Source organism: Streptomyces sp. GS7, from assembly GCF_009834125.1.
Taxonomy (GTDB): domain Bacteria; phylum Actinomycetota; class Actinomycetes; order Streptomycetales; family Streptomycetaceae; genus Streptomyces.
Map to the genome: position 1 here is coordinate 710,186 of NZ_CP047146.1, position 22,796 is coordinate 732,981.

Annotated in this window: 14 protein-coding genes; 11 read left to right on the forward strand and 3 right to left on the reverse strand. The window is 71.5% G+C overall.

From position 1 onward, the window contains the following. The first annotated feature begins 520 nt into the window (after window positions 1-520). The 6 genes from GR130_RS02975 to GR130_RS03000 all read left to right on the forward strand — a co-directional run bounded on the left by GR130_RS02975 (window position 521) and on the right by GR130_RS03000 (window position 8,788). Window positions 521-1,807, forward strand: coding sequence for an amidohydrolase family protein (locus GR130_RS02975; protein WP_236573897.1), 1,287 nt, complete (start codon window positions 521-523; stop codon window positions 1,805-1,807). A gap of 114 nt (window positions 1,808-1,921) precedes the next feature. Then, window positions 1,922-2,872 (forward strand): TIGR03619 family F420-dependent LLM class oxidoreductase, encoded by a 951-nt coding sequence (locus GR130_RS02980; RefSeq protein WP_159503256.1) that lies wholly within the window; start codon window positions 1,922-1,924, stop codon window positions 2,870-2,872. Between the two features lie 50 nt (window positions 2,873-2,922). Further along, window positions 2,923-3,759 (forward strand): SDR family NAD(P)-dependent oxidoreductase, encoded by an 837-nt coding sequence (locus GR130_RS02985; protein WP_159503257.1) that lies wholly within the window; start codon window positions 2,923-2,925, stop codon window positions 3,757-3,759. Window positions 3,760-3,960: 201 nt separating this feature from the next. Then, on the forward strand, window positions 3,961-5,088 hold the full coding sequence (locus GR130_RS02990; RefSeq protein WP_159503258.1) for an LLM class flavin-dependent oxidoreductase: 1,128 nt from the start codon (window positions 3,961-3,963) through the stop codon (window positions 5,086-5,088). Between the two features lie 374 nt (window positions 5,089-5,462). After that, on the forward strand, window positions 5,463-7,202 hold the full coding sequence (locus GR130_RS02995; protein ID WP_159503259.1) for an N-acyl-D-amino-acid deacylase family protein: 1,740 nt from the start codon (window positions 5,463-5,465) through the stop codon (window positions 7,200-7,202). A 110-nt stretch (window positions 7,203-7,312) separates the two neighbouring features. Then, window positions 7,313-8,788: an aldehyde dehydrogenase family protein gene (locus GR130_RS03000; RefSeq protein ID WP_443043749.1), complete on the forward strand. Its 1,476-nt coding sequence runs from the start codon at window positions 7,313-7,315 to the stop codon at window positions 8,786-8,788. Between the two features lie 77 nt (window positions 8,789-8,865). On the opposite strand, the gene GR130_RS03005 is transcribed toward GR130_RS03000, so the two are convergent. Continuing rightward, a complete protein-coding gene (locus GR130_RS03005) occupies window positions 8,866-9,771 on the reverse strand; it encodes a zinc-binding dehydrogenase (protein WP_159503260.1) in 906 nt (301 codons plus the stop codon). 397 nt (window positions 9,772-10,168) lie between these two features. Then, entirely contained in the window at window positions 10,169-11,704 is a 1,536-nt protein-coding gene (locus GR130_RS03010; protein WP_201304781.1) for a CehA/McbA family metallohydrolase, read from the reverse strand. Window positions 11,705-11,874: 170 nt separating this feature from the next. On the opposite strand from GR130_RS03010, the gene GR130_RS03015 reads away from it, so the two are divergent. The 4 genes from GR130_RS03015 (at window position 11,875) to GR130_RS03030 (ending at window position 20,275) form a co-directional block, all read left to right on the forward strand. After that, window positions 11,875-12,699, forward strand: coding sequence for a TIGR03619 family F420-dependent LLM class oxidoreductase (locus tag GR130_RS03015; RefSeq protein WP_159503261.1), 825 nt, complete (start codon window positions 11,875-11,877; stop codon window positions 12,697-12,699). Window positions 12,700-12,988: 289 nt separating this feature from the next. Next, complete coding sequence (locus GR130_RS03020; protein ID WP_159503262.1) at window positions 12,989-13,390, forward strand: VOC family protein; 402 nt, start codon at window positions 12,989-12,991, stop codon at window positions 13,388-13,390. Window positions 13,391-13,764: 374 nt separating this feature from the next. Next, complete coding sequence (locus GR130_RS03025; RefSeq protein WP_236573898.1) at window positions 13,765-16,305, forward strand: bifunctional FO biosynthesis protein CofGH; 2,541 nt, start codon at window positions 13,765-13,767, stop codon at window positions 16,303-16,305. Between the two features lie 343 nt (window positions 16,306-16,648). Further along, window positions 16,649-20,275, forward strand: a complete 3,627-nt coding sequence (locus tag GR130_RS03030; RefSeq protein ID WP_159503264.1) for a tetratricopeptide repeat protein — start codon at window positions 16,649-16,651, stop codon at window positions 20,273-20,275. A gap of 473 nt (window positions 20,276-20,748) precedes the next feature. On the opposite strand, the gene GR130_RS03035 is transcribed toward GR130_RS03030, so the two are convergent. Further along, on the reverse strand, window positions 20,749-21,003 hold the full coding sequence (locus tag GR130_RS03035) for a hypothetical protein (protein ID WP_043264818.1): 255 nt from the start codon (window positions 21,001-21,003) through the stop codon (window positions 20,749-20,751). Window positions 21,004-21,359: 356 nt separating this feature from the next. Here GR130_RS03035 and GR130_RS03040 point away from each other — a divergent pair, with 356 nt between their 5' ends. After that, window positions 21,360-21,713: a VOC family protein gene (locus GR130_RS03040; RefSeq protein WP_159503265.1), complete on the forward strand. Its 354-nt coding sequence runs from the start codon at window positions 21,360-21,362 to the stop codon at window positions 21,711-21,713. The last annotated feature ends 1,083 nt before the right edge of the window (window positions 21,714-22,796 follow it).

A 22,796-nucleotide genomic window follows, 5' to 3' on the forward strand; every position in this document is an offset into this window, starting at 1 on the left:
CAGTAGGGGTCCGGAGCGTGCACAAGACCTTCTCGGCCTCCGGTGGCGGGGGTTGCACCGCCCCGCGCGGGCGCGCGGAACGCCGGCTTCCAAGGCCCTGCATCGGTCCTTCCCCTGCCCTTTCCGTGGTCACTCCATTGGTGTGCCCATTGGTGTGCACACGGACGTCCCCTTGATTCCGTCCTGATTCCGTTGATCTCCCCCTCGGCCGTACGTACTCGGCCGCCTCTACCCGGGTTGTCGGACGGCATCCCTGACTGGCTGGTTTGTTTTCCGGGCGGTACCGCTGCGACGGGTGGGGCGTCCGGGATGCATCTACGTACACGCGCCCCGTACTTGGCCGGTTCGTTTCCGCGCGGTCGAATTCCGCTGCCCGGCTCCACCGGCGGGCTTCGCCGCCCGGGTCCACCGGAAGGCTCCGGCGGGAGACCCGGTCGGCACGCCCCGCCCGCGCACGCTGCCGCCTCCCCACTTGCTGACGGTTCGTCAGATCGGCGCTACCGTACCGCCCATGGAGAGCATGGAGCCCAAGGAAGCCAAGGAAGTCAAGGAAGCCAAGGAACCCAAGGAAGCCAAGGGGGCCTTCCCCCGGATCATCTCGGTGGACGACCACACCGTGGAGCCCCAGAACGTCTGGCGGGACCGGCTCCCGTCGAAGTACCACGACGTCGGGCCGCGCATCGTCCGCGCGCCTGTGAAGGAAATGACCTTCGTCGGCGGCAGATTCGCCCCGAAGATGGGCGCCCCAGGAGACGACGGCCCGATAGCCGACTGGTGGGTCTACGAGGATCTGCACCGGCCGCTGACCCGCCTCGACACCGCCGTCGGCCACCCCCGCGACGAGATCAGGCTGGAGGGCATCACCTACGAGCAGATGCGCCCCGGCTCCTTCAGCGTCCCCGAGCGGCTCGCCGACATGGACGCCAACCACGTCCAGTCCGCGCTCTGCTTCCCCACCTTCCCCCGCTTCTGCGGTCAGACCTTCACCGAGGCCAAGGACCGCGAACTGGGCCTGCTGGGGGTGCGCGCGTACAACGACTGGATGGTGGAGGAGTGGTGCGGCCCGCAGGCCCGCGGCCGGCTGATCCCGCTGACCCTCGTCCCCCTCTGGGACGCGGAGCTGGCCGCCGAGGAGGTCCGCCGCAACGCGGCCCGGGGCGTCCGTGCCGTCTGCTTCAGCGAGATCCCGCCCCACCTGGGCCTGCCCAGCATCCACACCGACTACTGGGACCCGTTCCTGCGCGCCTGCGACGAGACCGGCACGGTCGTCGCCATGCACATCGGCTCCTCCTCGAAGATGCCGTCCACGTCCCCCGACGCCCCGCCCGCCGTCGGCTCCACGATCACCTTCGCCAACTGCTGCTTCTCGATGACCGACTGGCTGATGAGCGGCGCTTTCGACCGCTTCCCGCACCTGAGGATCATGTACGCCGAGGGCCAGATCGGCTGGATCCCGTACATCCTGGAGCGCGCCGACGTCGTCTGGGAGGAGAACCGCGCCTGGGGCGGCGTCGCCGACAAGGTCCTCCGCCCCCCGTCCGAACTCTTCGCCGACCATGTCCACGGCTGCTTCTTCGACGACGCCTTCGGCCTGCGGAACCTCGACGCCATCGGCGCCGGCAACGTCCTCTACGAGACCGACTACCCGCACTCCGACTCCACCTGGCCCAAGTCCCGCGAGGTCGCCGAATCCCAGATGGGCCACCTGCCGGCGGACGTGGTCGAACGGATCGTGCGCGGCAACGCGATCGAACTGCTGGGCCTCACGGGGGAGGGTCTCTGGGGGCCTTCGGCGCCCACGCGCTGACACCGGGCGTCGGCGTGGTGCCCCGCGCCCCGCCCCTTGTCTGATGGACCGTCAGGCACCACCATGACCGCACTCCGGTCGGTGATGACGAACCGTCAGATGAGGGGTCCGGGCATGGTGCAGGTTCTGCCGCAGGGGCGGCTCGCGTACGGGATGCAGCTCCCGGTGCAGTCGCAGAGCACGCTCTACGCGGAGGCGTGGGAGGCGGGGGCCGGGCCCGAGGACCTCGTGGCGGTGGCGCGGGCGGCGGACCGGGCCGGGTTCGCGTATGTGGCGTGCTGCGAGCATGTGGCGATTCCCCGGCGGCTGGCCGGGGCGATGGGGACCACGTGGTACGACCCGGTGGCCACGCTGGCGTATCTGGCGGCCGCCACCGAGCGGGTGCGGCTGCTGAGCCATGTCGCGGTGGTCGGGTTCCGGCATCCGCTGATCAGCGCGAAGCAGTACGCGACGCTGGACCGGCTGTCGGGCGGGCGGCTGATCCTGGGTGTCGGCGCCGGGCATGTGCGCGAGGAGTTCGAGGCGCTGGGCGTGCCGTTCGCGCGGCGCGGGGCGGTGCTCGACGAGACGATCGACGCGTTGAAGGCGGCGCTGGGGGAGGGCGAGTTCCCCGAGTTCGCGGGGGAGCGGTTCGCGTTCGAGGGGCTGGGGCAGGCACCGCGGCCGGTGCAGACCCCGCGACCGCCGGTCTGGGTGGGCGGCTCGTCGCCCGCGGCCCTACGGCGGGCGGCGGTGCGGGGGGACGGGTGGCTGCCGCAGGGTGACCGGCGCGCGCAACTGCCGGGCCAGATAGGGAGGTTGCGGCGGCTGCGGGAAGAGGCGGGGATCGGGGAGCCGGTGGAGATCGGGGCGATCGCGGAGCCGGTGTATGTGGGGGAGCCGGGGTGGGACGTCGGGCGGTGGACGCTGACCGGGGCACCGGAGCGGATCGCGGGGTCGCTGCGGGAGTACGCCGCGATGGGGGTGCGGCAGGTCCAGGTGCGGTTCCGGAGCCGCGGCCGGGCGGAACTCGTCGCGCAGATGGCGGCGTTCGGGGCGGAGGTGGCCCCGTTGCTGAACGACTGAGTGCGCAGGCGGGGGCCGTTGTCCGTACGCACACCACGAGGAGTACCGGCATGGGCAGGCTCGACGACCGGGTCATCGTCATCACGGGTGGCGCGCGCGGACAGGGTGAGCAGGAGGCGCGGCTCTTCGTGGCGGAGGGGGCGCGGGTGGTGATCGGCGATGTGCTGGACGGGCCGGGCCGGGCGCTGGCGGAGGAACTGGGGGAGGGGCGGGCCCGGTTCGTGCACCTGGATGTGGCGCGGGAGGACGACTGGGCAGGCGCGGTGGAGGCCGCGAAGGGGGCGTTCGGGAAGATCGACGGGCTGGTCAACAACGCCGGGATCCTGCGGTTCAACACCCTGGTGGATACGCCGCCGGCGGAGTTCCGGCAGGTGGTGCAGGTCAACCAAGTCGGGTGCTTCCTGGGGATACGGACGGTGGCGCCGGAGATCGCGGCGGCCGGCGGCGGGACGATCGTCAACACCTCCTCGTGCACGGGGCTCACGGGGATGGCGTGCGTCGGTGCGTACGCCGCCACCAAGCATGCCGTGGTGGGGCTGACCCGGGTTGCCGCGCTGGAGTTGGCTGCCCAGGGGATCCGGGTCAACGCGGTGTGCCCGGGGGCGGTGGACACGCCGATGGCGAATCCGGCGGCGCTGGATCCGGCGGCGCTGGGTCCGGACGTGGATCCGGACGTGGATCCGGACGTGGATCCGGACGTGGATCCGGCCGGGTCCGCGCGCGCCGTGGACGAGCTGTACCGGAAGCTGGTGCCGCTGGGGCGGATCGGTCGGCCGGAGGAGGTGGCCCGGCTGGCGCTCTTCCTGTCGGCGGAGGACTCCTCGTACATCACGGGGCAGCCGTTCGTGATCGACGGCGGATGGCTGGCGGGGGTCGGCCTGTTCTGAGGACCGGCCGCCCGAGGGTCGGGAGGTTCCCGGGCGGAGCCGGGGGATGCTCCGCCCCACGCCTGCTCGATGCGCCACGCTGTCCTGATGGACCGTCAGGTATGCCGGCTGCGGGTATTGACGGGTTCCGGCCCCGATGGAACAGTCGACCGCATCGAATCTGACGGTACGTCAGAAAGTGCTAAGGGACGGTGAACCCCCTTGGAATTCGGGCTCTTTGTGCAGGGCTACGTGCCCGCCGCGCGAGCGAAGGCGGATCCGGAGGCCGAGCACCACGCGCTGATGGAGGAGACCGAGTACGTCATCCAGGCGGACGCGTCGGGCTTCAAGTACGCCTGGGCCTCCGAGCACCACTTCCTGGAGGAGTACTCGCACCTCTCCGCCAACGACGTCTACCTCGGCTACCTCGCCCACGCCACCGAACGCATCCACCTCGGCTCCGGCATCTTCAACCCGCTCGCGCCGGTCAACCACCCGGTGAAGGTCGCGGAGAAGGTCGCGATGCTCGACCACCTCTCCAGCGGGCGCTTCGAGTTCGGCTCGGGGCGCGGCGCCGGCAGCCACGAGATCCTCGGGTTCCTGCCGGGGGTGACCGACATGAACCACACCAAGGAGATCTGGGAGGAGACCATCGCGGAGTTCCCCAAGATGTGGCTCCAGGACGAGTACGTGGGGTTCAGGGGCAAGCACTGGGAGCTGCCGCCGCGCAAGATCCTCCCCAAGCCGTACGGGAAGTCCCACCCGGCGATGTGGTACGCGGCCGGGTCGCCGTCCTCGTACGCGATGGCCGGCAGGAAGGGGCTCGGCGTGCTGGGCTTCAGCGTGCAGAAGGTCGCCGACATGGAGTGGGTCGTCGAGTCGTACAAGAACGCGGTCAAGGACGCCGAGCCGGTCGGGGACTTCGTCAACGACAACGTGATGGTGACCTCGACGGTCATCTGCGCCGAGACGCACCGAAAGGCGGTGGAGATCGCCGTCGGCGGCGGGCTCAACTACCTCCAGTCGCTGCTCTTCCGCTACCACGACACCTTCCCGCGGCCGGAGGGCGTACCCGAGTGGCCCGAGCTGCTGCCCGACTACACCGAGGAGATCATCGAGCTGCTGATCGCGGAGGAGCTGATGATCTGCGGCGACCCGGACGAGGTGCTGCGGCAGTGCAAGCGCTGGGAGCAGGCGGGCGCCGACCAGCTCTCCTTCGGGCTGCCGATCGGGGTGAGCCGCGAGGACACGCTCACCACGATCAAGCTGATCGGGGAGCACGTCATTCCGAAGATCGACACGGATCCGGTGCACCGCACGACGCGGTTCCGGCAGACGGCCGGCGGCTGACCGGCCGCCCGCGCGCCACCAGCACCCGTCCCTCCCAACCTTCCCGCACCGGACCCGCCTGTTCCTTCCACCTCCCGCACCGGACCCGCCTGTTCCTTCCACCCTTCCCGCACCGGAGCCACCCGTTCCTCCGATCTGTCCCGGCGATCTGTCCCGGCGGCCCGTCCCTCCGATCTGTGGCTCCCGCCTGTCCCTCCGACCTGTCCGTCGGGCCCGTCCTTCCGACCTGTCCGTCGGGCCCGTCCTTCCGATCTGTCCGTCGGACCCGTCCCTCCGATCTGTCCGTTCGATCTGTCTCTCCCATCCGTCCCTCCCGCCCGTCCCTTCGACCTGTCCCTCCCGCCCGTCACCGCACCGGAAAGGACGCAACCCCCATGCTCGACCACCTCATCAAGGCCGCGACCGTCGTGGACGGCACGGGCGCGCCGGCCTCCACGGCCGACGTCGGCATACGGGACGGGCGCATCGCGGTGATCGCCCGGCCGGGGACCGTCACCGAGGAGGCCCGGACGAGCGAGGACGCCCGCGGACTCGTCCTCGCCCCCGGGTTCGTCGACCCGCACACCCACTACGACGCCCAGCTGTTCTGGGACCCGTACGCCACCCCGTCCCTCAACCACGGCGTGACCACCGTCGCCGGCGGCAACTGCGGCTTCACCCTCGCCCCGCTCCACCCCGACCGGCCCGAGGACGCCGACTACACCCGGCGGATGATGAGCAAGGTCGAGGGGATGTCGCTGGTCGCCCTGGAGGAGGGCGCACCGTGGAACTGGCACACGTTCGGGGAGTACCTGGACGCGCTGGAGGGGCGGATCGCGGTCAACGCGGGCTTCATGGCCGGGCACTGCGCGCTGCGGCGTCACGTGATGGGTGCGGACGCGATCGGCGGGCAGCCGACGCCCGCCCAACTGGACGAGATGCTGCGGCTGCTCCACGACGCGATGGACGCCGGGGCGTGGGGGCTGTCCACCACCCAGTCGTCCACCCACTCCGACGGCGACGGGAAACCGGTCGCCTCCCGGCACGCCCGCCCCGGCGAACTGCTCGCGCTCTCCCGGGCGGTGGCCGAGCACGAGGGGACCCAACTGGAGGCCATCGTCGCCGGCTGCCTCGACCAGTTCGACGACACCGAGATCGATCTGCTGGTGGAGATGTCCGCGGCGGCCGGCCGGCCGCTCAACTGGAACGTGCTCACCATCGACGCCGCCGTACCGGAGCGGGTGCCGCGCCAGCTGGTCCCCAGCGAGCGGGCCCGCCGGGCCGGGGGCCGGATCGTGGCGCTGACCATGCCGATCCTCACCCCGATGAACATGTCGCTGGGCACCTTCTGCGCGCTGAACCTCATACCGGGCTGGGGCGACGTCCTCAGCCTGCCGGTGCCCGAGCGGATCGCCCGGCTGCGCGAGTCCGGCGTACGGGCGGAGCTGCTGCGGCGCGCGGGCAGCAAGGAGGCCGGGGTCTTCCGGCGGCTGACGAACTTCGAGCGCTATGTCGTCGGCGACACCTACTCGCCGGCCAACAAGGGGCTGACCGGCCGGGTGGTGCGGGACATCGCCGCGGAACGCGGCGAGGAACCCTTCCACTGCCTGGTGGAGATCTGCGCCAACGACGACCTGCGTACGGTGCTCTGGCCGATGCCGACCGACAACGACCCGGACAGCTGGGCGCTGCGCCGGGAGACCTGGGAGCACGACGACGTGCTGCTGGGCGGCTCGGACGCCGGCGCGCACCTGGACCGGATGTGCGGTGCGCCCTACACCACCCGCTTCCTCGGGGACTGCCTGCGCGGGCGGAAGCTCGTCGCGCTGGAGCGGGCCGTGCAGATGCTCACGGACGATCCGGCCCGGCTGTTCGGGCTCCGCGAGCGCGGGCGGATCGCCGAGGGCTACCACGCCGACCTGGTGCTCTTCGACCCGGAACGGATCGACGCGGGCGCCGCGACGCTGGTGCACGACCTGCCCGGCGACAGCCCGCGGCTGGACTCGAAGGCGATCGGGATCGTGAGCGTACGGGTCAACGGGGTCGAGACGATCCGGGACGACGTGGTGACCGGCGCGGTGCCGGGGACCGTACTGCGGTCGGGGCGGGACACGAGGACGGTGAGCACCCGGTGAGCAGGGGAGTACCTGCGGGCGGCGGCTCGGGCGGCTCGGGCGGCTCGGGTGGCTCGGGTGGCTCGGGTGGCTCCAGTGGGGCGGCCGGCGACGAGGGGGCGCGGCTGCCCCTGGGAGAGCAGCGGTTGTTCATCGGAGAACAGCGGTTGTTCATCGGTGGGGAGTGGGTCGCACCCGAGGCAGGGCACTACGAGGTGGTCAACCCCGCGACGGAGGAGGTCGTCGGGCACGCCCCCGAGGCGAGCCGGGCGCAGGTCGAGGCGGCGGTGGGCGCGGCCCGGGACGCCTTCGACGGCTGGTCGCGGACCGCGCCCGCGGAGCGCGCGGCCGTACTGGAGCGGGCCGCGCGGGTGATGCGCCGCGAGTTCGCCCGGTACGCGGAGCTGGCGCAGGCGGAGAGCGGGGCGACGACCGGAACCGCGCGCGCCCTTCAGGTCGGGGTGTCCGTGGCCCGCTTCGAGCGCTATGCGCGCGGCGCCCTGGAACCGGTGGAGACCGCGCTGCCACCGCAGGTCAACGAGGCCGGGCCGATGGGCGCGGCAGGCGTCTTCGGGGCGGTCGCGGTGCGCCGGCCGGTGGGTGTGGTCACCTGCGTCACCTCGTACAACAACCCCTGGGCGAACCCGGCGGGCAAGGTCGCGCCGGCCCTGGCGATGGGCAACACGGTCGTGGTCAAGCCGGCCCCGCAGGACCCGCTGTCGGTGTACCGGATGGCGGAGGCGCTGGCCGAGGCCGGGGTGCCGCCGGGGGTGGTCAACGTCGTCAGCGGTGCTCGGCCGGAGGTCGGCGAGGCGGCGGTGGCCGCGGACGGGGTGGACATGGTCAGCTTCACCGGCTCCACCGCCGTCGGGCAGAAGATCGCCGAGGAGTGCGGTCGCGGGATGAAGCGGCAGCTGATGGAACTGGGCGGCAAGGGCGCGGCGCTGGTCTTCGACGACGCCGACCTGGCCTCGGCGGTGTCCGGCATCGGCACCACCTTCTCCTTCTACAGCGGGCAGATCTGCACCGCGCCGACCCGGGTGCTGGCCCAGCGCGGGATCTACGAGCGCCTGGTGGCGGGTCTGGCACGGTACGCGGAGCGGCTGACGGTCGGCGACCCGCGGGACCCGGCCACGGTCGTCGGCCCGGTGATCTCCGCCGCGCACCGCGACCGCATCGAGGCGTATGCCGAACTGGCGGTGAGGGAGGGCGCCCGGCTGGTCACCGGGGGCGAACGGCCGGCCCGGGAACGCGGCTTCTACGTGGTCCCGACGCTCTTCGCCGACTGCACGAACGAGATGCGGGCGGTCAGAGAGGAGATCTTCGGGCCGGTGGTGGTGGTCGTCCCCTTCGACGACGAGGAGGAGGGCATCGCACTGGCCAACGACAGCGACTACGGGCTGCTGGACTACGTCTGGTCCGGCGACGTGGCGCGCGCCTTCCGCGTGGCCGGGGGGCTGCGGGCCGGCGGGGTCGGCATCAACACGGTCGGCCGGAACATGGAAGCGCCGTTCGGCGGCTTCAAGCGCAGCGGAGTCGGGCGAGATGTCGGCTCGTACGCGCTGCATGCGTACAGCGAACTCCAGTCGATCGTGTGGGCGGGGTGAGGGGCGACTGCTGGTGGTGGTGGGCCACGGGGGCCTCCCTCCCCCCCGCCCCCCTCGCCCTCCCTCCCCTCTCCGCCTCAGTCGACCGTCAGTACGGCCTTACCGCGGATCTCGCGGTTGACCAGGGCGAGCGCGGTCTCCCCGGCCTTCTCCCAGCTCTCCACTCGGTCCACGCTCGCCTGGAGGCGGCCCTCCGCGAGCAGCCGGACGAGGTACGCCAGATCGGCTCGGGTGTCGCCGCCCACCTGCACGCCGACCAAGGTCAGCCGGTTGACGACCAGTTGATACGGCTGGATCGGGGTCGGCTCGCCCGAGGCGGCGCCGATGGAGATCACCGTGCCCTCCGGTGCGACGTGCCCCAGCAACTCGGCCAGCAGCGAGCCGCCGACGTTGTCCAATACGACATCGACCGGGGTGCCGAGCTTGGCCGGGCTGGTCAGCACATGGTCGGCGCCCAGCGCCGCCAGGCCCGCACCGCGCGCGGGGCTGCCGACGAACGCGTAGACCTCGGCTCCCGCCAGATGGGCCAGCTGCACGGCGAAGCGCCCCACACCGCCGGACGCCCCGGTGATGGCGACCCGCTGTCCGGGCCGTATGCCTGCCGTACGCAGCGCGCGCAGTGCCGTCAGGCCCGCGACGGGCAGCGCGGCGGCCGTGGGGAAGTCCAGCGTGTCGGGTAGCACGGCGAGTTCGTCGACGGGCACGGCGCGCAGCTCGGCCCAGCCGGCGTCCCGGCCCCGGGTGACGACGCGGTCGCCGGGCTGGGGGCCGCGGCCGTCGGCGGTGGCCCGGACGACCACACCGGCGGCGTCCCAGCCGCGGACCGCTCCCTCGGTGGCCTCGTCGGACCGGGGCAGCTCGCCGTAATTGAGCGATATCGCGGCGACCTTGACCAGCACCTCATCGGGCGCGGGGACGGGATCGGCGACGGCGGCCAGCGAGAGTCGGCCGGGCACGGAGTGATCGACAACGAGTGCACGCATCAGGAGTCCTCCTCAATCAGCAACGTCGACGTGATAACCGGTGGGGACCTCCGCTTATGCCGGGAGGCCGGGCTGGGCCGGGTCGGGCTATGCCGAGGCGGGGCGGGCGGTGCCGGGCTGTGCCGGTCCGGGTCGGGCCGAGCCTGGGTTCGGGTTCGGGTTCGGCTACAGGTCTGACACCAGGTCCGGGCCGAGACCAAGTCCGGGTCCGGGACCGGCGGAAAGACCGCGACCGGGTGCAGGTCGAGACCGGGTCCCAGGTCGCGCCGTCGAGCCCTGTGTCTCCGCCGAATCCCGTTCGTCGAGCCCGGTCTCGCCGTCGAATCCCGTTCGTCGAGCCCCTTCCGTGTCAACCCGTCCCGTGTCACCCCGTCCCTCGTCCGCCCTGCCCCGTCCGTCAACTCCGCCCAAGAAACACGGGGTTCGACAGGGCGGCCATCGGCCCCGGCAGTTCCGCCGCCGTGGACGGGTGGCGAACCTCGGCACGTATGTAGGCGGCGTAGTCGGGCGTGCTCTGCCAGCTGACGGTGCCGTTGCCGGAGGGCGGCAGCGGGGTGGAATACAGCCTCCCCTGGTCGGTGACGAAGGAGACCGTGCAGCCCGGCGCGCCGGAGACCTTCAGCTGGGCGGTGACCTTCGTCGTACGGGGCACCGCCAGGCGTTCGCCTATCCCGGCGTGTTCGCCGCGTTCACCGGTGACGCCGAACGACAGGTCGATCCGGGCGGATTCGGCGATCCAGACGCGGCCCGCCCGGATGCCGTCCTGGAGGGCGCGGCGTGAGAGGTCGTCGGCCAGGACGACGGTCTGCGGGAGGCCGACGACGTCCGGATCGCGGTGGGCGTCGCTGTGCCCCACGGCCGGCAGCCAGTCGGCGCGGCCACGGGCGTGCGCGACCAGGGTGTTGTCCCATTCGGCGAGGGTGATCTCGTCATCGGGACCGTAGGGGCCGTTCCACACCTCGACCGCGTCGGCCTCGTTCAGGCCGAACTTCCAGTTGCAGCCGATGCAGGTGGCGTGCGGATGCGCCGGGATCACCAGGCCGCCGGCCCGGTGGATGGCGCGGGCGTACTTGCCGAACGCGTTGTCCCGGGCCCGGTAGCGCCAGTCGATGAAGGCGCCGGGATCGGTGCCCATCGCCACCACGTGCCCATTGCGGGTGGTGACCTCCTCACCGGTCAGGATCAGCAGGTCATCGCCCCACAGCCCTTCCCAGGCGCGGTGGCTGGCCGTGGTGTTGTGCTCGGAGGTGGTGATGAAGTCCAGCCCGGCGGCGCGAGCCAGCTCCGCGATCCGGGCGGGCGTGCGCTTGCCGTCGGAGTAGACCGAGTGCAGATGGTTGTCTCCCCGATACCATGCGCGACCGCGGCCCCGGGCGCGCTCGGGCGGATAGACCGGGGTCGGGGTCTTCCCCTGGGGGCCGTGGCGCAGGGTGATGGTGACCTCGTAGGCGAGACCCTGCGGTGCGACCGTGTACGGGCTGAGGGCGATATGCCAGGTGCCGGGGTTGACCGGGCCGGGGAGGTAGCCGGGGGTGGCGTCGTCGGCGCGCAGGAAGAACTCCGTACGCGCCCCGCCCGACCAGCCGCGGAAGCCGGCGCCGCCCAGTCCTGTGCCGCGCTCGTCGAAGATGCCGATGTCGCAGGCGTTGCCGGCGGTGCCGTCGGGGACGGTGGGTTTGTCGTAGTGGTAGGAGACGGTGATCTCCCTGACGCCGTGCGGCACTTCGACCGGTAGGTAGACGAAATCGGGTGCGCCGGTCGGCAGATGCCCGGAGACCGTACGGGTCTGCATGGCCGGCCCGTCTCCGGATCGCCCGGCGCCTCCGGATCGCCCGGCGGCCGGTGCGGCCTCGGCGAAGCTCACCCGGCCGAGCGTCATCGCGCCCGCCGCGCCGGCGGCTGCCGAAAGTCTCAGTACCTCGCGTCGTTCCATCTCCGCCCCCCGTGCGGTCGTTGGTGTGCCGTCTCGTCGCGGCCCTTTCATTTCGCCCTGTGAAAACTGTTGTACGCGCGTGTGACACGCGCGGAAAGCCCTGTGGATAACTCGCGGACGGTGAGGCAACATGCGGTCACCCACACGCCTGACGCGGAGGTGCGCCCAGCATGCGGATCGCGACCACGATCTTCCTGACCGACGAGACGATCCGGCCGGACCGGCTGGCCCGCGAGCTGGAACAGCGCGGTTTCGGGGGGCTGTATCTCCCCGAGCACACCCACATCCCGGCGGCCCGGGAGACCCCCGCGCCCATGGGGGAGCCGCTGCCGCGCGAGTACGGCCGCACCCTCGACCCGTTCATCGCCCTCGGCCAGGCCGCCGCCGTCACCGAGCGGCTCGGTCTGGGTACCGGCATCACCCTCGTCGCCCAGCACGATCCGGTCGCGCTCGCCAAGCAGATCGCGACCCTGGACCACCTCTCCGGAGGCCGCTTCACCTTCGGTATCGGCTACGGCTGGAACGTCGAGGAGGCCGCCGACCACGGGGTGGAGTGGTCGACCCGGCGCGAGCTGACCCGTGACCGGGTGGCCCTGATGCGCGCCCTGTGGGCCGACGAACCAACCTCCTACAAGGGAGAGTTCGGCTCCGTACGGGCGTCCCTCGCCTACCCCAAGCCGGCGAACGGCGCGCCGCGCACCCTTCTTGGCGGCGCGGCCGGCCCCAAGCTGTTCGGGCACATCGCGGCATACGGGGACGGCTGGCTGCCCATCGGGGGGCGGGGGCTGGGTGAGGCCATTCCGGCGCTGCGGCGTGTCTGGGAGCACGCCGGGCGCCCGGGCGAGCCGGTGGTGGTCCCGTACGCGGTCCGCCCCACCCCCGGGAAGCTGGCGCACTATCAGGAACTCGGTCTGAGGGAAGTCGTGCTCCAGCTCCCGCCGGCCGGCGAGGCCGAGGTTCTGCGGACGCTGGACGACTTCGCGCAGTACCTGTGAGGCCCCGCCCCGCGGTCTCGAAGCGGGGCTGCCTGCCGTACCGGCGAGAGGGGCGGCAGGGTACCGGCGAGGGGGCCGCGGCGGACGGGGCGGCCCGCCCGGAGGCGCGGCGGAGCCCTAGGACCATCGGTGTACGGCACTGCCCTGCGGGCCGGTACCGCAGACCGATCCGGACCGCTCCCGCCGGGCGTAGCGTCGTAGGTGAAGGCACTCGAAGATCGCAGAAGTTCGCACTCGAAGATCGAAGTCCATACGGATCAACGAAGTCCACGCAGATCAAGGAGTCCCCATGCCTCGCCTCGACCACACGATCGTGCACAGCACCGACCGCTTCGCCTCCGCTCGCTTCCTCGCCGGACTTCTGGACGCTCCCGAACCCAAGGCGTTCGGCCCGTTCGCCGCCCTCAAGCTGGACAACGGGGTGGCCCTCGATTACGCCGAGCATGTCGCCGGTGGCAGGGAGTTCGTCCCCACCCACTATGCGTTCCTGGTGACGGAGGACGAGTTCGACGGAATCATGGCGCGCATACAGGAGCGCGAGCTGGCGTACTGGGCCGACCCTCTCCACACCAAGCCGCAGGAGATCAACCACCATGACGGCGGCCGAGGCGTTTACATCAACGACCCTGACGGTCACAACATGGAGTTCCTGACCCGGACCTACTCCGACGAGCTCCTGAACAGCCTCTGATCCTCTCTGGCCGACCTCTGGCCGATCTCTGGCCAGCCTTTGGCCGAGTTCTGGCCGACCACTGATCGACTTCTGATCGATCTCTGATCCCGCCAGGTACGTCCCGGGTGCCCCGGCTCGCGCCGGGCCACCGGGCCCCAACCCGCGTTCCCCTGGGACGTCGGCTGCCCCGTTTCGTCCGGAGACAACCTCCGTTTGGAGTGATCAGTGGCACACCGATCCCCTCATATCCGGCGGCCGCGATGTCGGTGGTCGCTCGTATGCTCAGGGGCATGACTTCCAGCGCCCAGGGACCTGACCAGGCATCCGACCGAGGCACCGAAGCCGAACCGGCCGCGCGGCCCGGCCAACAGGCGCGGCCGACGGCCAACGCCATGCGCCGTGCGCTCAAGCGCGCCCGGGACGGTGTGGCACTGGACGTCACCGAAGCGGCCGTGCTCCTCCAGGCGCGCGGGGACGACCTGGCGGACCTGTGCGCCTCGGCGGCCCGGGTGCGCGACGCCGGCCTGGAGGCCGCCGGTCGCCCCGGTGTCATCACGTACTCCAAGAGCGTCTTCATCCCGCTGACCCGGCTGTGTCGCGACAAGTGCCACTACTGCACCTTTGCCACCGTCCCCGGCAAGCTCCGCCGGGCCGGTCACGGCATGTTCATGTCGCCCGACGAGGTGCTGGCCATCGCCCGCCGCGGCGCCGAACTGGGCTGCAAGGAAGCGCTGATCACGCTTGGGGACAAGCCCGAGGAGCGCTGGCCCGAGGCGCGCGAATGGCTGGAGGCCGAGGGGTACGACGACACCATCGCCTACGTACGGGCGATAGCGATCCGCATCCTGGAGGAGACCGGGCTGCTGCCGCACCTCAACCCCGGCGTGATGTCCTGGACGGACTTCCAGCGCCTCAAGCCCGTCGCCCCCTCGATGGGCATGATGCTGGAGACCACCGCCGAGCGCCTGTGGAGCGAGCCCGGCGGTCCGCACCACGGTTCCCCCGACAAGGAGCCCGCCGTGCGGCTGCGCGTCCTGGAGGACGCCGGGCGCAGCTCCGTGCCGTTCACCAGCGGCCTGCTGATCGGTATCGGGGAGACCTACGAGGAGCGCGCCGAGTCGCTGTTCGCGCTGCGCCGCATCTCCCGGGCGTACCACGGCATCCAGGAACTGATCATGCAGAACTTCCGCGCCAAGCCGGACACGGCGATGCGCGGAATGCCCGACGCCGAACTGGACGAACTGGTCGCCACCGTGGCCGTCGCCCGCCACATCATGGGCCCCTCGGCCTGCCTCCAGGCGCCGCCCAACCTGGTCGACGACGAATACGTGCGGCTCATCGGGGCCGGCATCGACGACTGGGGCGGCGTCTCCCCGCTCACCCCCGACCACGTCAACCCCGAGCGCCCCTGGCCCCAGATCGACACCTTGGCCGAGCAGTCCGCCACCGCCGGCTTCCGGCTGCGCGAACGTCTCGCCGTCTACCCGGAGTTCGTCCAGCGCGGCGAGCCCTGGCTCGACCCCCGCCTGCAGCCGCACGTCCGCGCCCTGGCCGACCCGGAGACGGGCCTGGCCCGCGAGGACGCCGTGGTGGAGGGCCATCCCTGGCAGGAGCCCGACGAGGGGTTCGTGTCCTCGGGGCGCACGGACCTGCACCGCACCATCGACACCGAGGGGCGGACGGCCGACCGCCGGGACGACTTCGACGAGGTGTACGGCGACTGGGAGGCGCTGCGCGAGGCCGCCGCCCCCGGAATGGTGCCCTCCCGCCTCGACGCGGACGTCCGCCAGGCCCTGTCCCAGGCCGCCGACGACCCGACGAAGCTCACCGACGCCGAGGCGCTCGCCCTCCTGCACGCCGACGGCCCCGCCCTGGACGCGCTGTGCCGTATCGCCGACGACCTGCGCCGTGCCACCGTGGGCGATGCCGTCACCTACATCGTCACCAGGAACATCAACTTCACCAACGTCTGCTACACCGGCTGCCGGTTCTGCGCCTTCGCCCAGCGCCGCACGGACGCCGACGCCTACACCCTCTCCCTCTCCCAGGTCGCCGACCGCGCCCAACAGGCGTGGGACGTGGGCGCGGTGGAGGTCTGCATGCAGGGTGGGATCCACCCCGACCTGCCCGGCACGGCATACTTCGATATCGCCCGCGCCGTCAAGGAACGCGTCCCCGGCATGCATGTGCACGCCTTCTCCCCGATGGAGGTCGTCAACGGCGCCACACGCACCGGCCTGTCCATCCGGGAGTGGCTGAGCGAGGCCAAGGCCGCCGGCCTGGACACCATCCCCGGCACCGCCGCCGAAATCCTGGACGACGAGGTCCGCTGGGTCCTCACCAAGGGCAAACTCCCCACCGCCACCTGGGTCGAGGTCATCAAGACCGCCCACGAGCTGGGCATCCGCTCGTCCTCGACGATGATGTACGGCCACGTGGACCAGCCCCGCCACTGGCTCGGCCACCTCCGTCTGCTGGCCCGGATGCAGCAGGAGACCGGCGGCTTCACGGAGTTCGTCACCCTCCCCTTCATCCACACCAACGCCCCCGTCTACCTCGCCGGTATCGCCCGCCCCGGCCCCACCACCCGCGACAACCGCGCGGTGACGGCCATGGCCCGGATCCTGCTCCACCCCCACATCACCAACATCCAGACCAGCTGGGTCAAGCTGGGCACCGAGGGCGCCGCCGAAATGCTCCGCTCCGGAGCCAACGACCTCGGCGGCACCCTGATGGAGGAAACCATCTCCCGTATGGCCGGATCGAGTTACGGCTCGTACCGCTCCATCCAGGACCTGGTGGCCATCGCCGAACTGGCCGGCCGCCCGGCCCGCCCCCGCACCACGACCTACGCCCAGGTCCCCGCCGAACGCCAGGCCGCTGCCCTCGCCTCGGACGGCCACCTGCCGGAACTGCTCCCGGTGGTGGACTAGGCAGGAGCCGGAGGAGCCGGAGGAGCCGGAGGAGCCGCAGGGGGCTCAGGGGCGCAGGAACGGGGCGAGGCGGACGAACTGGAGGCGGGCGGCCCGGGACGTGTGGGCGGCCCGCCGGCACAGGCGGCGGTTGACGGCAGCTGTCGGGCCCGGGCCTGGGCCGTCCCCACGGCTGTCCACAGGCCAGTGCGCCGTGCGCCGTGCTGCGTAATCCACCGGCCTGGGCGACGAGTTGCCGGAGGTTATCCACAGGCCCGGATGCGCGGCCTCGTCGGCGGTTAGTCTGCGGAAACAAGGCCGGAGGAGCCGGCCGGCAGAACGCCGACGCACGGGGGTGGAAACGGTGGACCGCAGCAGAATGTCGCGGCAGGAGCTGATCAGGCTCCGGCGCAGGGAGGGCTTCGTCGGGCGGCACGGTGAACTCGCCGCCTTCCGCGACAACTTCCAACGCGTCGTGGAGGACCCGGCGCACCAGTTCCTGTTCCATGTGCACGGCCAGGCGGGCGTCGGAAAGACGTCCCTGGTCCGGCAGCTGGAGGAGATCGCGCGCGAACACGGCGCGCTGACCGCGTACGTCGACGAGGCGGTGCACGGCGCCCCCGAGGCGATGGCGGCGGTCAGCGACCAACTCGCCGCTCAGGGACGACCGTTGAAGGTCTTCGACAAGCTCATCGCCACCTACCGGGAGCGGCGCCACGAAGCCGAGTCGGCGGCTGCCGCGGACGGAACGGCCGACCCGGGGGACCCGCAAGGCGCAGCCCCGTCGCCCGGCAGCATGATCGCCGCGCAGGCCGGACTGGCAGGTCTCGGCCTGCTGCCCGGCGTCGGCGCCGTCACGGGGGCGCTGGACCCCGGCCAGGTGGCCCGCGGCGCGGAGCGGTTGCGCGGACTGATCGGCGCCCGGCTGCGCAACCACGACGACGTACGGCTGGTGCTGTCGCCGCTCCAGGTCCTGACACCGGTGTTCGTCCGCGAGATGAGCGCCGTCGCCGACGAAGTGCCCTGGCTGGCCCTCTTCTTCGACACCTACGAACGGACCGGCCCGCTGCTCGACACCTGGCTGCGCGACGTCCTGGTCAGCGACCGGTACGGCCCGCTGGCGCCCAATGTCGTGGTGACCCTCGCCGGGCAGACCACGCTGGACCGTCGCTGCTGGGCCGACTGTCTGGACTGCGTGGCGGACCTCCCGCTGGACGCGTTCACCATCGACGAGGCGCGGCAGTTCCTGGCGACCCGGGGCATCGTGGACGAGCGTGTGATCGAGATGATCCTGCGGCTGTCCGGGGGGCTGCCCGTGCTGGTCTCCACCCTCGCCGAGCACCGCCCGCAGGCCGCCGAGGCCGTCGACGACCCCAGTGACACGGCCGTCGAACGCTTCCTGAAGTGGGAGTCGGACCCGGTCCGCCGGGAAGCGGCACTGGCCGCAGCCCTGCCGCGCCACCTGGACGAGGACATCTTCCGGACCGCGGTGGACGCACCCGCCGCCGAACAGTTCGGCTGGCTGTGCGGGCTGCCCTTCGTGGCCGACCGCGCCGGGCACTGGCAGTACCACGAGGTGGTGCGCACGGCGATGCTGCGTCTCCAGCGCCGCAGATCGCCACGGACCTGGACGGCGCGCCACCGCAATCTCGCCGGGGCGGCCCGACGTCGGCGTACGGAACGGGCGGCCCGGGACGACACGGGCCCGCGTGCTTCCGCCGACACACCCCCGATCACCCACGCCGCCGCTGCCACCACCCCCGTCGATCTCTGGGGCGACGAGCGGCAACGGGAATGGCGACTAAGGGAGATGTACCACTCCCTGTGCGCGGATCCGCAGTCCGCCCTGCCCGAGGCGCTGGGCGATGTGCTGGACGCTGCCGAGTACGCGCCGGCCGTGGTTCGCCGCGTGGCGGAGAACATCCGGCAGGCGGGCGAGGACGCCGGCGCAACGGAGGCGGAGGAGTGGGGCGCCCGGCTGTTCACCGCGATCGGTGCCTCAGACGGTGACGGCGACCGTGGCGGGGGACTGGCCGACCTTCTGACCGCGCTGCTCGCACGCCCTGGGGCAGAAGCGGCCGAGCAGGCCCGTATCCGTCGGATCAGGGGGCGCGAGCACCGGCAGGCCGAATCCTGGGAGCAGGCGTTCACCGACTTCGACCGCTGCCTGCAGCTGACGCCCGACAGCGTCCCCGCGCTGATCGGGCGTGGCCTGACCCACCGCTATCTGCGCTCCTTCGAGCGGGCCGCCGAGGACTACACCCGCGCACTGGAAATCGCCCCGGATTCCCTGGAGGCGCTCTCCCAACTCGGCGAGGCATACCGCCTCATGGGCCGCTTCGAAGCGGCCATGCCCCACTTCGACCGAGCCCTGGAGATCGATCCACGGCACGCCTTCACCATCGCCAGCCGCGCCGTCTGCCTCCGCCGCCTCGGCCGCCATGAGGAAGCGCTCGCCGGTCTGGCACACGCCATCGAGATCAACGCGCAGTACTCCTGGGCGATGGCCGAACGAGGAGCCGTCTACCGCGCCATGGGGCAGCACGAGCAGGCCCTGGCCGAGTTCGACCGCGCCCTCGCAGTCAATCCGGGCTACGTCTGGGCGTACGCCCGGCGCGGCATCACCCTGCGCGCCATGGGCCGCTACGACGACGCACTCTCCGCCCTCGGCCGCGCCGCCGAACTCCAGCCGAACGACCCGTGGATCTGGGCCGAACGCTGCAACACCCTCCTCGGCGTGGGCCGCTGTGCGCAAGCACTGGCGGACGTCGACCGGGCCCTCGCCATCGACCCGGCGTATGCCGGGGCCCACATGGCACGAGGCGGCATCCTGCGCCTCCTGGGACGCCATGAGGAGGCACTGGCCGCCCTGGACCGTTCGCTGGAGATCCGCTCGGACGATGCCCGGGTATGGGCAGTACGCGGTGAAGTGCGCCGCCGGCTGGGCCAGTACGCCCAGGCACTCGCGGACTTCGGCCGGGCCCTGGCACTTGGCGCCGACCCCGCCCCCACGGTCGCCCAGCGAGCCAAGGCCCACGTCCTGTGGGGCGATGAGCGCCGAGCCCTGGCCGACATCGACCAGGTCCTCCACGGGACGGGTCAAGTAGCCACGGAGGAGCCGGTGACGCTTGATGCGGGTACGGGTCGCCGTACACCGGGCGCGGAGCGGACTACAGGTGCGGGTGCGGGTCCCCCCGCACCGGAAGCGGAGCAGACAGCGGGCACGAGTGCGAGGACGAACCCGGCCACCTTCGGCCCTTCCTCTTCCAGCCCTTTCCCTGCTCCCTCCTCGACCGGCGTCCCCGAGCCTGTCGCTGCTGCGCTGTTGGTGCTCAGAGCGGGGTGCTTGCGTCGGGCGGGGCGCCTCGATGAGGCACGGGAGGCGGTCGAGGCTGCCCGCGGGTTGGTCGACGAGGAGCGACGTACAGCGGCAGGTCCGCGCTCAACACCCGCGATATCCAAGGCATCCGGAGCGCCAGGAGACCCCGCGCCGCCCCCCGCGCCGCCCCCCGCGCCGACCCCTGCGCTGACCCCGGCGACGGCAGCGGGGGACGCCGCGGACCTCGCGGTCGTCGGACTGCTCGTCCGCTACGAGGATGCACTGATCGTCGGACGGAAGGGCGGGGTGGAGGCAGCCGCGTCCGTCTGGGAGCAACTGCGGGCGGAGGTGCCGCGGGCTGAGGTAGGTGGGAACGGGCTGATGGGGACAGCGGTGGTGGCCGTCGTCAGCCGGTGTGCGTTGGGCGACTGGGCAGGCGCACAGGCCGTTTCGGCAGAGTTGCTGGCGGGTGAGGGGCCCTGGGAGGCCCTAGCGGAGACCGAAATGGGGGTGCGCGATCTCATGGAGCTGGAAGGCGTGGACACCGACCGGTTGGAGGCGATACGGGGCGGGCTGATACGCCGGATGCGGGCGACCACCGCCGCACCGGGCCCTGTTCCCGTTCCCGTTCCTGCTTCCGATCCCGATCCGGATCCCGGCCGGAGTGAGTGATGTGGCTGCGACCGGTCGAGAGGGAGAGGGTGAGGCGGCCCTCGGGGGAGGGCGTCGCGGGCCTGACAGGCAGGGCATCGCGCACCTGTTGGGCCAGCCCCTGACGGGACAGCCTCTGTTGGGTCGGCGCTTGTCGGGTCGGCACTGGATGGGGCGATCGCGTACCTGAAGGGGGGACGGGGGCAGGGGCAGAACAGGGCCGGTGCCGGGGCTGTCGCGAGCGGTTGGTTGACGTACCCCGACTCGTCGAGTTGGCGTGGCCATGATTGGCCGAGACCGTGCCGTTCCGGCGGACCAGGTTGGCGCATTCCTGATGGGTGGGACTGATCGGATCGCGGCTGATCAGGTCGGTGCGGGGTGTGGGCGACCGGGGTGCCCCGGCTCTGGTCGACCGGAGCGAGTGTGGTGCGGATCGTCCGTCGGTCAGGTCGGACCGGCTCGGTCCGCCGTCCCGGAGTGCGCCTGCGGGTCGGTCACTCTCCTTCGTACTCCGCCTCGTGCTGCAGGATGCACTGCTGCCACTGCGACAGTGCTTCCTCGCGGTCGCCACCTGCATCCTGGGCAGCGACGATCAGGGCGTCGGCTGCCATGGCGGCCAGCCGCACCGCGACATGGCAGACGTCGCGTTGCGGGAGTGGCCGGAGGAGTTCCACCGCACCGTCGCTGTCGCCGGAGAGCGCAGAGGCGACGACGGCCATGGTGGTGCGATCCCACTCGTACTCGGACATGGGGAGAGCATGCCCAACGGAGGGCGCCGCCATCATCGAACGGAGGGGCGAGGGACGAGGGGTTGGTGTGGGGTGGACGAGGGGTGAGGGATGGGTGGGGTGGGGTGGGGTGGGGCCGGGGGGGGGAGCCCCCAGCGGATTCAGCCCAGTTGGCGGATCGGCGCCCCTTCAGGATCCGCGGAGGGTGCAGCAGGCGTCCTCTCCCGGAACCGGCGGTTTCGCGGAATCTGAACGCCAGAGTGTGTCGAACCTGCGGGTGGCGGCGGCTTCGTGAGGGGAATGGCGCTCGGGTTCAGTCCGATGAGGGAGGTCTGAGTGCCTGTTGTTCGAAGCCCTGGCAGGTTTGGGGTCGGCAGATGGCCTTGGAATGGGAACAGGTAGTTGTTCACTCGAAAGATCCGGTAGCTCTGGGGCAGTGGTGGGCTACGGCCCTTGGTTGGGTTGTGGTCCACTCCTCTGATGAGGAGTTCGAGATCCGCCCGGAGCCGGATCGCCTGCCGGGGTTGGACTTCGTCCGGCTTGATGAGAGCAAGAAGGCCAAGAGCCCGCTGCATCTCGACTTCAGGCCTGACGACCAGGACGCCGAGGTGGCTCGTCTGGTGGCTCATGGCGCACAGCGTGTTGATATCGGCCAGGGTGAGCAATCGTGGGTTGTACTGGCGGACCCCGAAGGCAACGAGTTCTGCGTCCTTGGCCAGCGGCGTCAGTAGGGCTCACGCCTGGGTCGGGTCGATGGCGAAGCGCTCGGGGTGGGCGGCGCGGGCGTAGTGGATCGCGGCTCCGGCGACCAGGGATGCCAACGGGGAACGGGCAGCTCGGAGGGGGCGAAGCGGAATACCAGCCGGCGCCAATGCATCTCGTCTGACGCTCAGTTGGGCGGCGGCCGGCGCAGTCCACGGACGTTTCCCGTACTGGCCGGACAGCGCGGCCGTGATCGTGCCGAGCACCGGCCACCCGGCGTTCGCTCTGCTCGCGGGAGACGAGATACGACTCCGGCTCGGTCTGCATAGGCCGGTGAGCCGGTGAGCCCGTGAGCCGGTGACAGTGCAGTCCAACGCCGCGCAGATCTTGTCCAGGTCTTCCAGGGGACCGCCCGGCGTGCGGACTGCAGGCGGGCCGGCTCCGGGTCCGCCTGGGCGGTCGAGATCCGGGTCCGCCCGGACGGTCGAGTTCCGGTTCTGCCTGTACGGTCGAGAGGAGCCGACCGTGGCGCTGGCCCAGATATGGCCACAGGCGTTCCGGACGTCCCACAGCGCTGTGCCGCTCTCACTGGAGATGCGTCGCCCGAGCGTGCGTGACCAGGTGGGGAATCAAGCAGGTCACCGGCCCGGGAAGGTGGAGCTCGCCAGCGGTCTGGTGTGCCCTGCGGAACGCGTCGGGCTGCACTGGCGTGGCCACGGCGGTGTTCAAGGCCGCCGCTGGGCGCGGCCTCCGTTCGGAGGGGAACGGCGGTGCGGCCGGATCCGAGGAATCGTCACTGAAAGCTCCGCGTGGCCGGGTCTGTACTCGGTGTCGCGGTCGGGCGCAGAGGTGGGGTCGCGGGCGGAGTCATACGGATCCTCCTGACGAATTGCGAAGGCTGGGAAGACCGCGAAGCCTGCGAAGACCGCGAAGGCTGGGAAGACCGCGAAGCCTGCGAAGACCGCGAAGCCTGCGAAGACTGTGAGGGCTGCCAAGACCGTGAGGGTGGTGAGGCCTGTGAAGGTCGCGTAAGTGTGAACGGTGTGAAGACTGTGGAGGAGGTGAAGGAGGCGAAAGGAACGACGTGCCAAATGCGAAAAGAGCAGGTCGAA

Excerpts from the sequence above, each read along its gene's own strand:
- GR130_RS03015 (WP_159503261.1), top strand. The coding sequence starts at position 11,875 with ATGCGGATCGCGACCACGATCTTCCTGACCGACGAGACGATCCGGCCG.
- GR130_RS03040 (WP_159503265.1), top strand. The coding sequence starts at position 21,360 with ATGGCCTTGGAATGGGAACAGGTAGTTGTTCACTCGAAAGATCCGGTA.
- GR130_RS03035 (WP_043264818.1), bottom strand. The coding sequence starts at position 21,003 with ATGTCCGAGTACGAGTGGGATCGCACCACCATGGCCGTCGTCGCCTCT.
- GR130_RS03020 (WP_159503262.1), top strand. The coding sequence starts at position 12,989 with ATGCCTCGCCTCGACCACACGATCGTGCACAGCACCGACCGCTTCGCC.
- GR130_RS02975 (WP_236573897.1), top strand. The coding sequence starts at position 521 with ATGGAGCCCAAGGAAGCCAAGGAAGTCAAGGAAGCCAAGGAACCCAAG.
- GR130_RS03025 (WP_236573898.1), top strand. The coding sequence starts at position 13,765 with ATGCGCCGTGCGCTCAAGCGCGCCCGGGACGGTGTGGCACTGGACGTC.
- GR130_RS03005 (WP_159503260.1), bottom strand. The coding sequence starts at position 9,771 with ATGCGTGCACTCGTTGTCGATCACTCCGTGCCCGGCCGACTCTCGCTG.
- GR130_RS03010 (WP_201304781.1), bottom strand. The coding sequence starts at position 11,704 with ATGGAACGACGCGAGGTACTGAGACTTTCGGCAGCCGCCGGCGCGGCG.
- GR130_RS02980 (WP_159503256.1), top strand. The coding sequence starts at position 1,922 with ATGGTGCAGGTTCTGCCGCAGGGGCGGCTCGCGTACGGGATGCAGCTC.
- GR130_RS02995 (WP_159503259.1), top strand. The coding sequence starts at position 5,463 with ATGCTCGACCACCTCATCAAGGCCGCGACCGTCGTGGACGGCACGGGC.
- GR130_RS02985 (WP_159503257.1), top strand. The coding sequence starts at position 2,923 with ATGGGCAGGCTCGACGACCGGGTCATCGTCATCACGGGTGGCGCGCGC.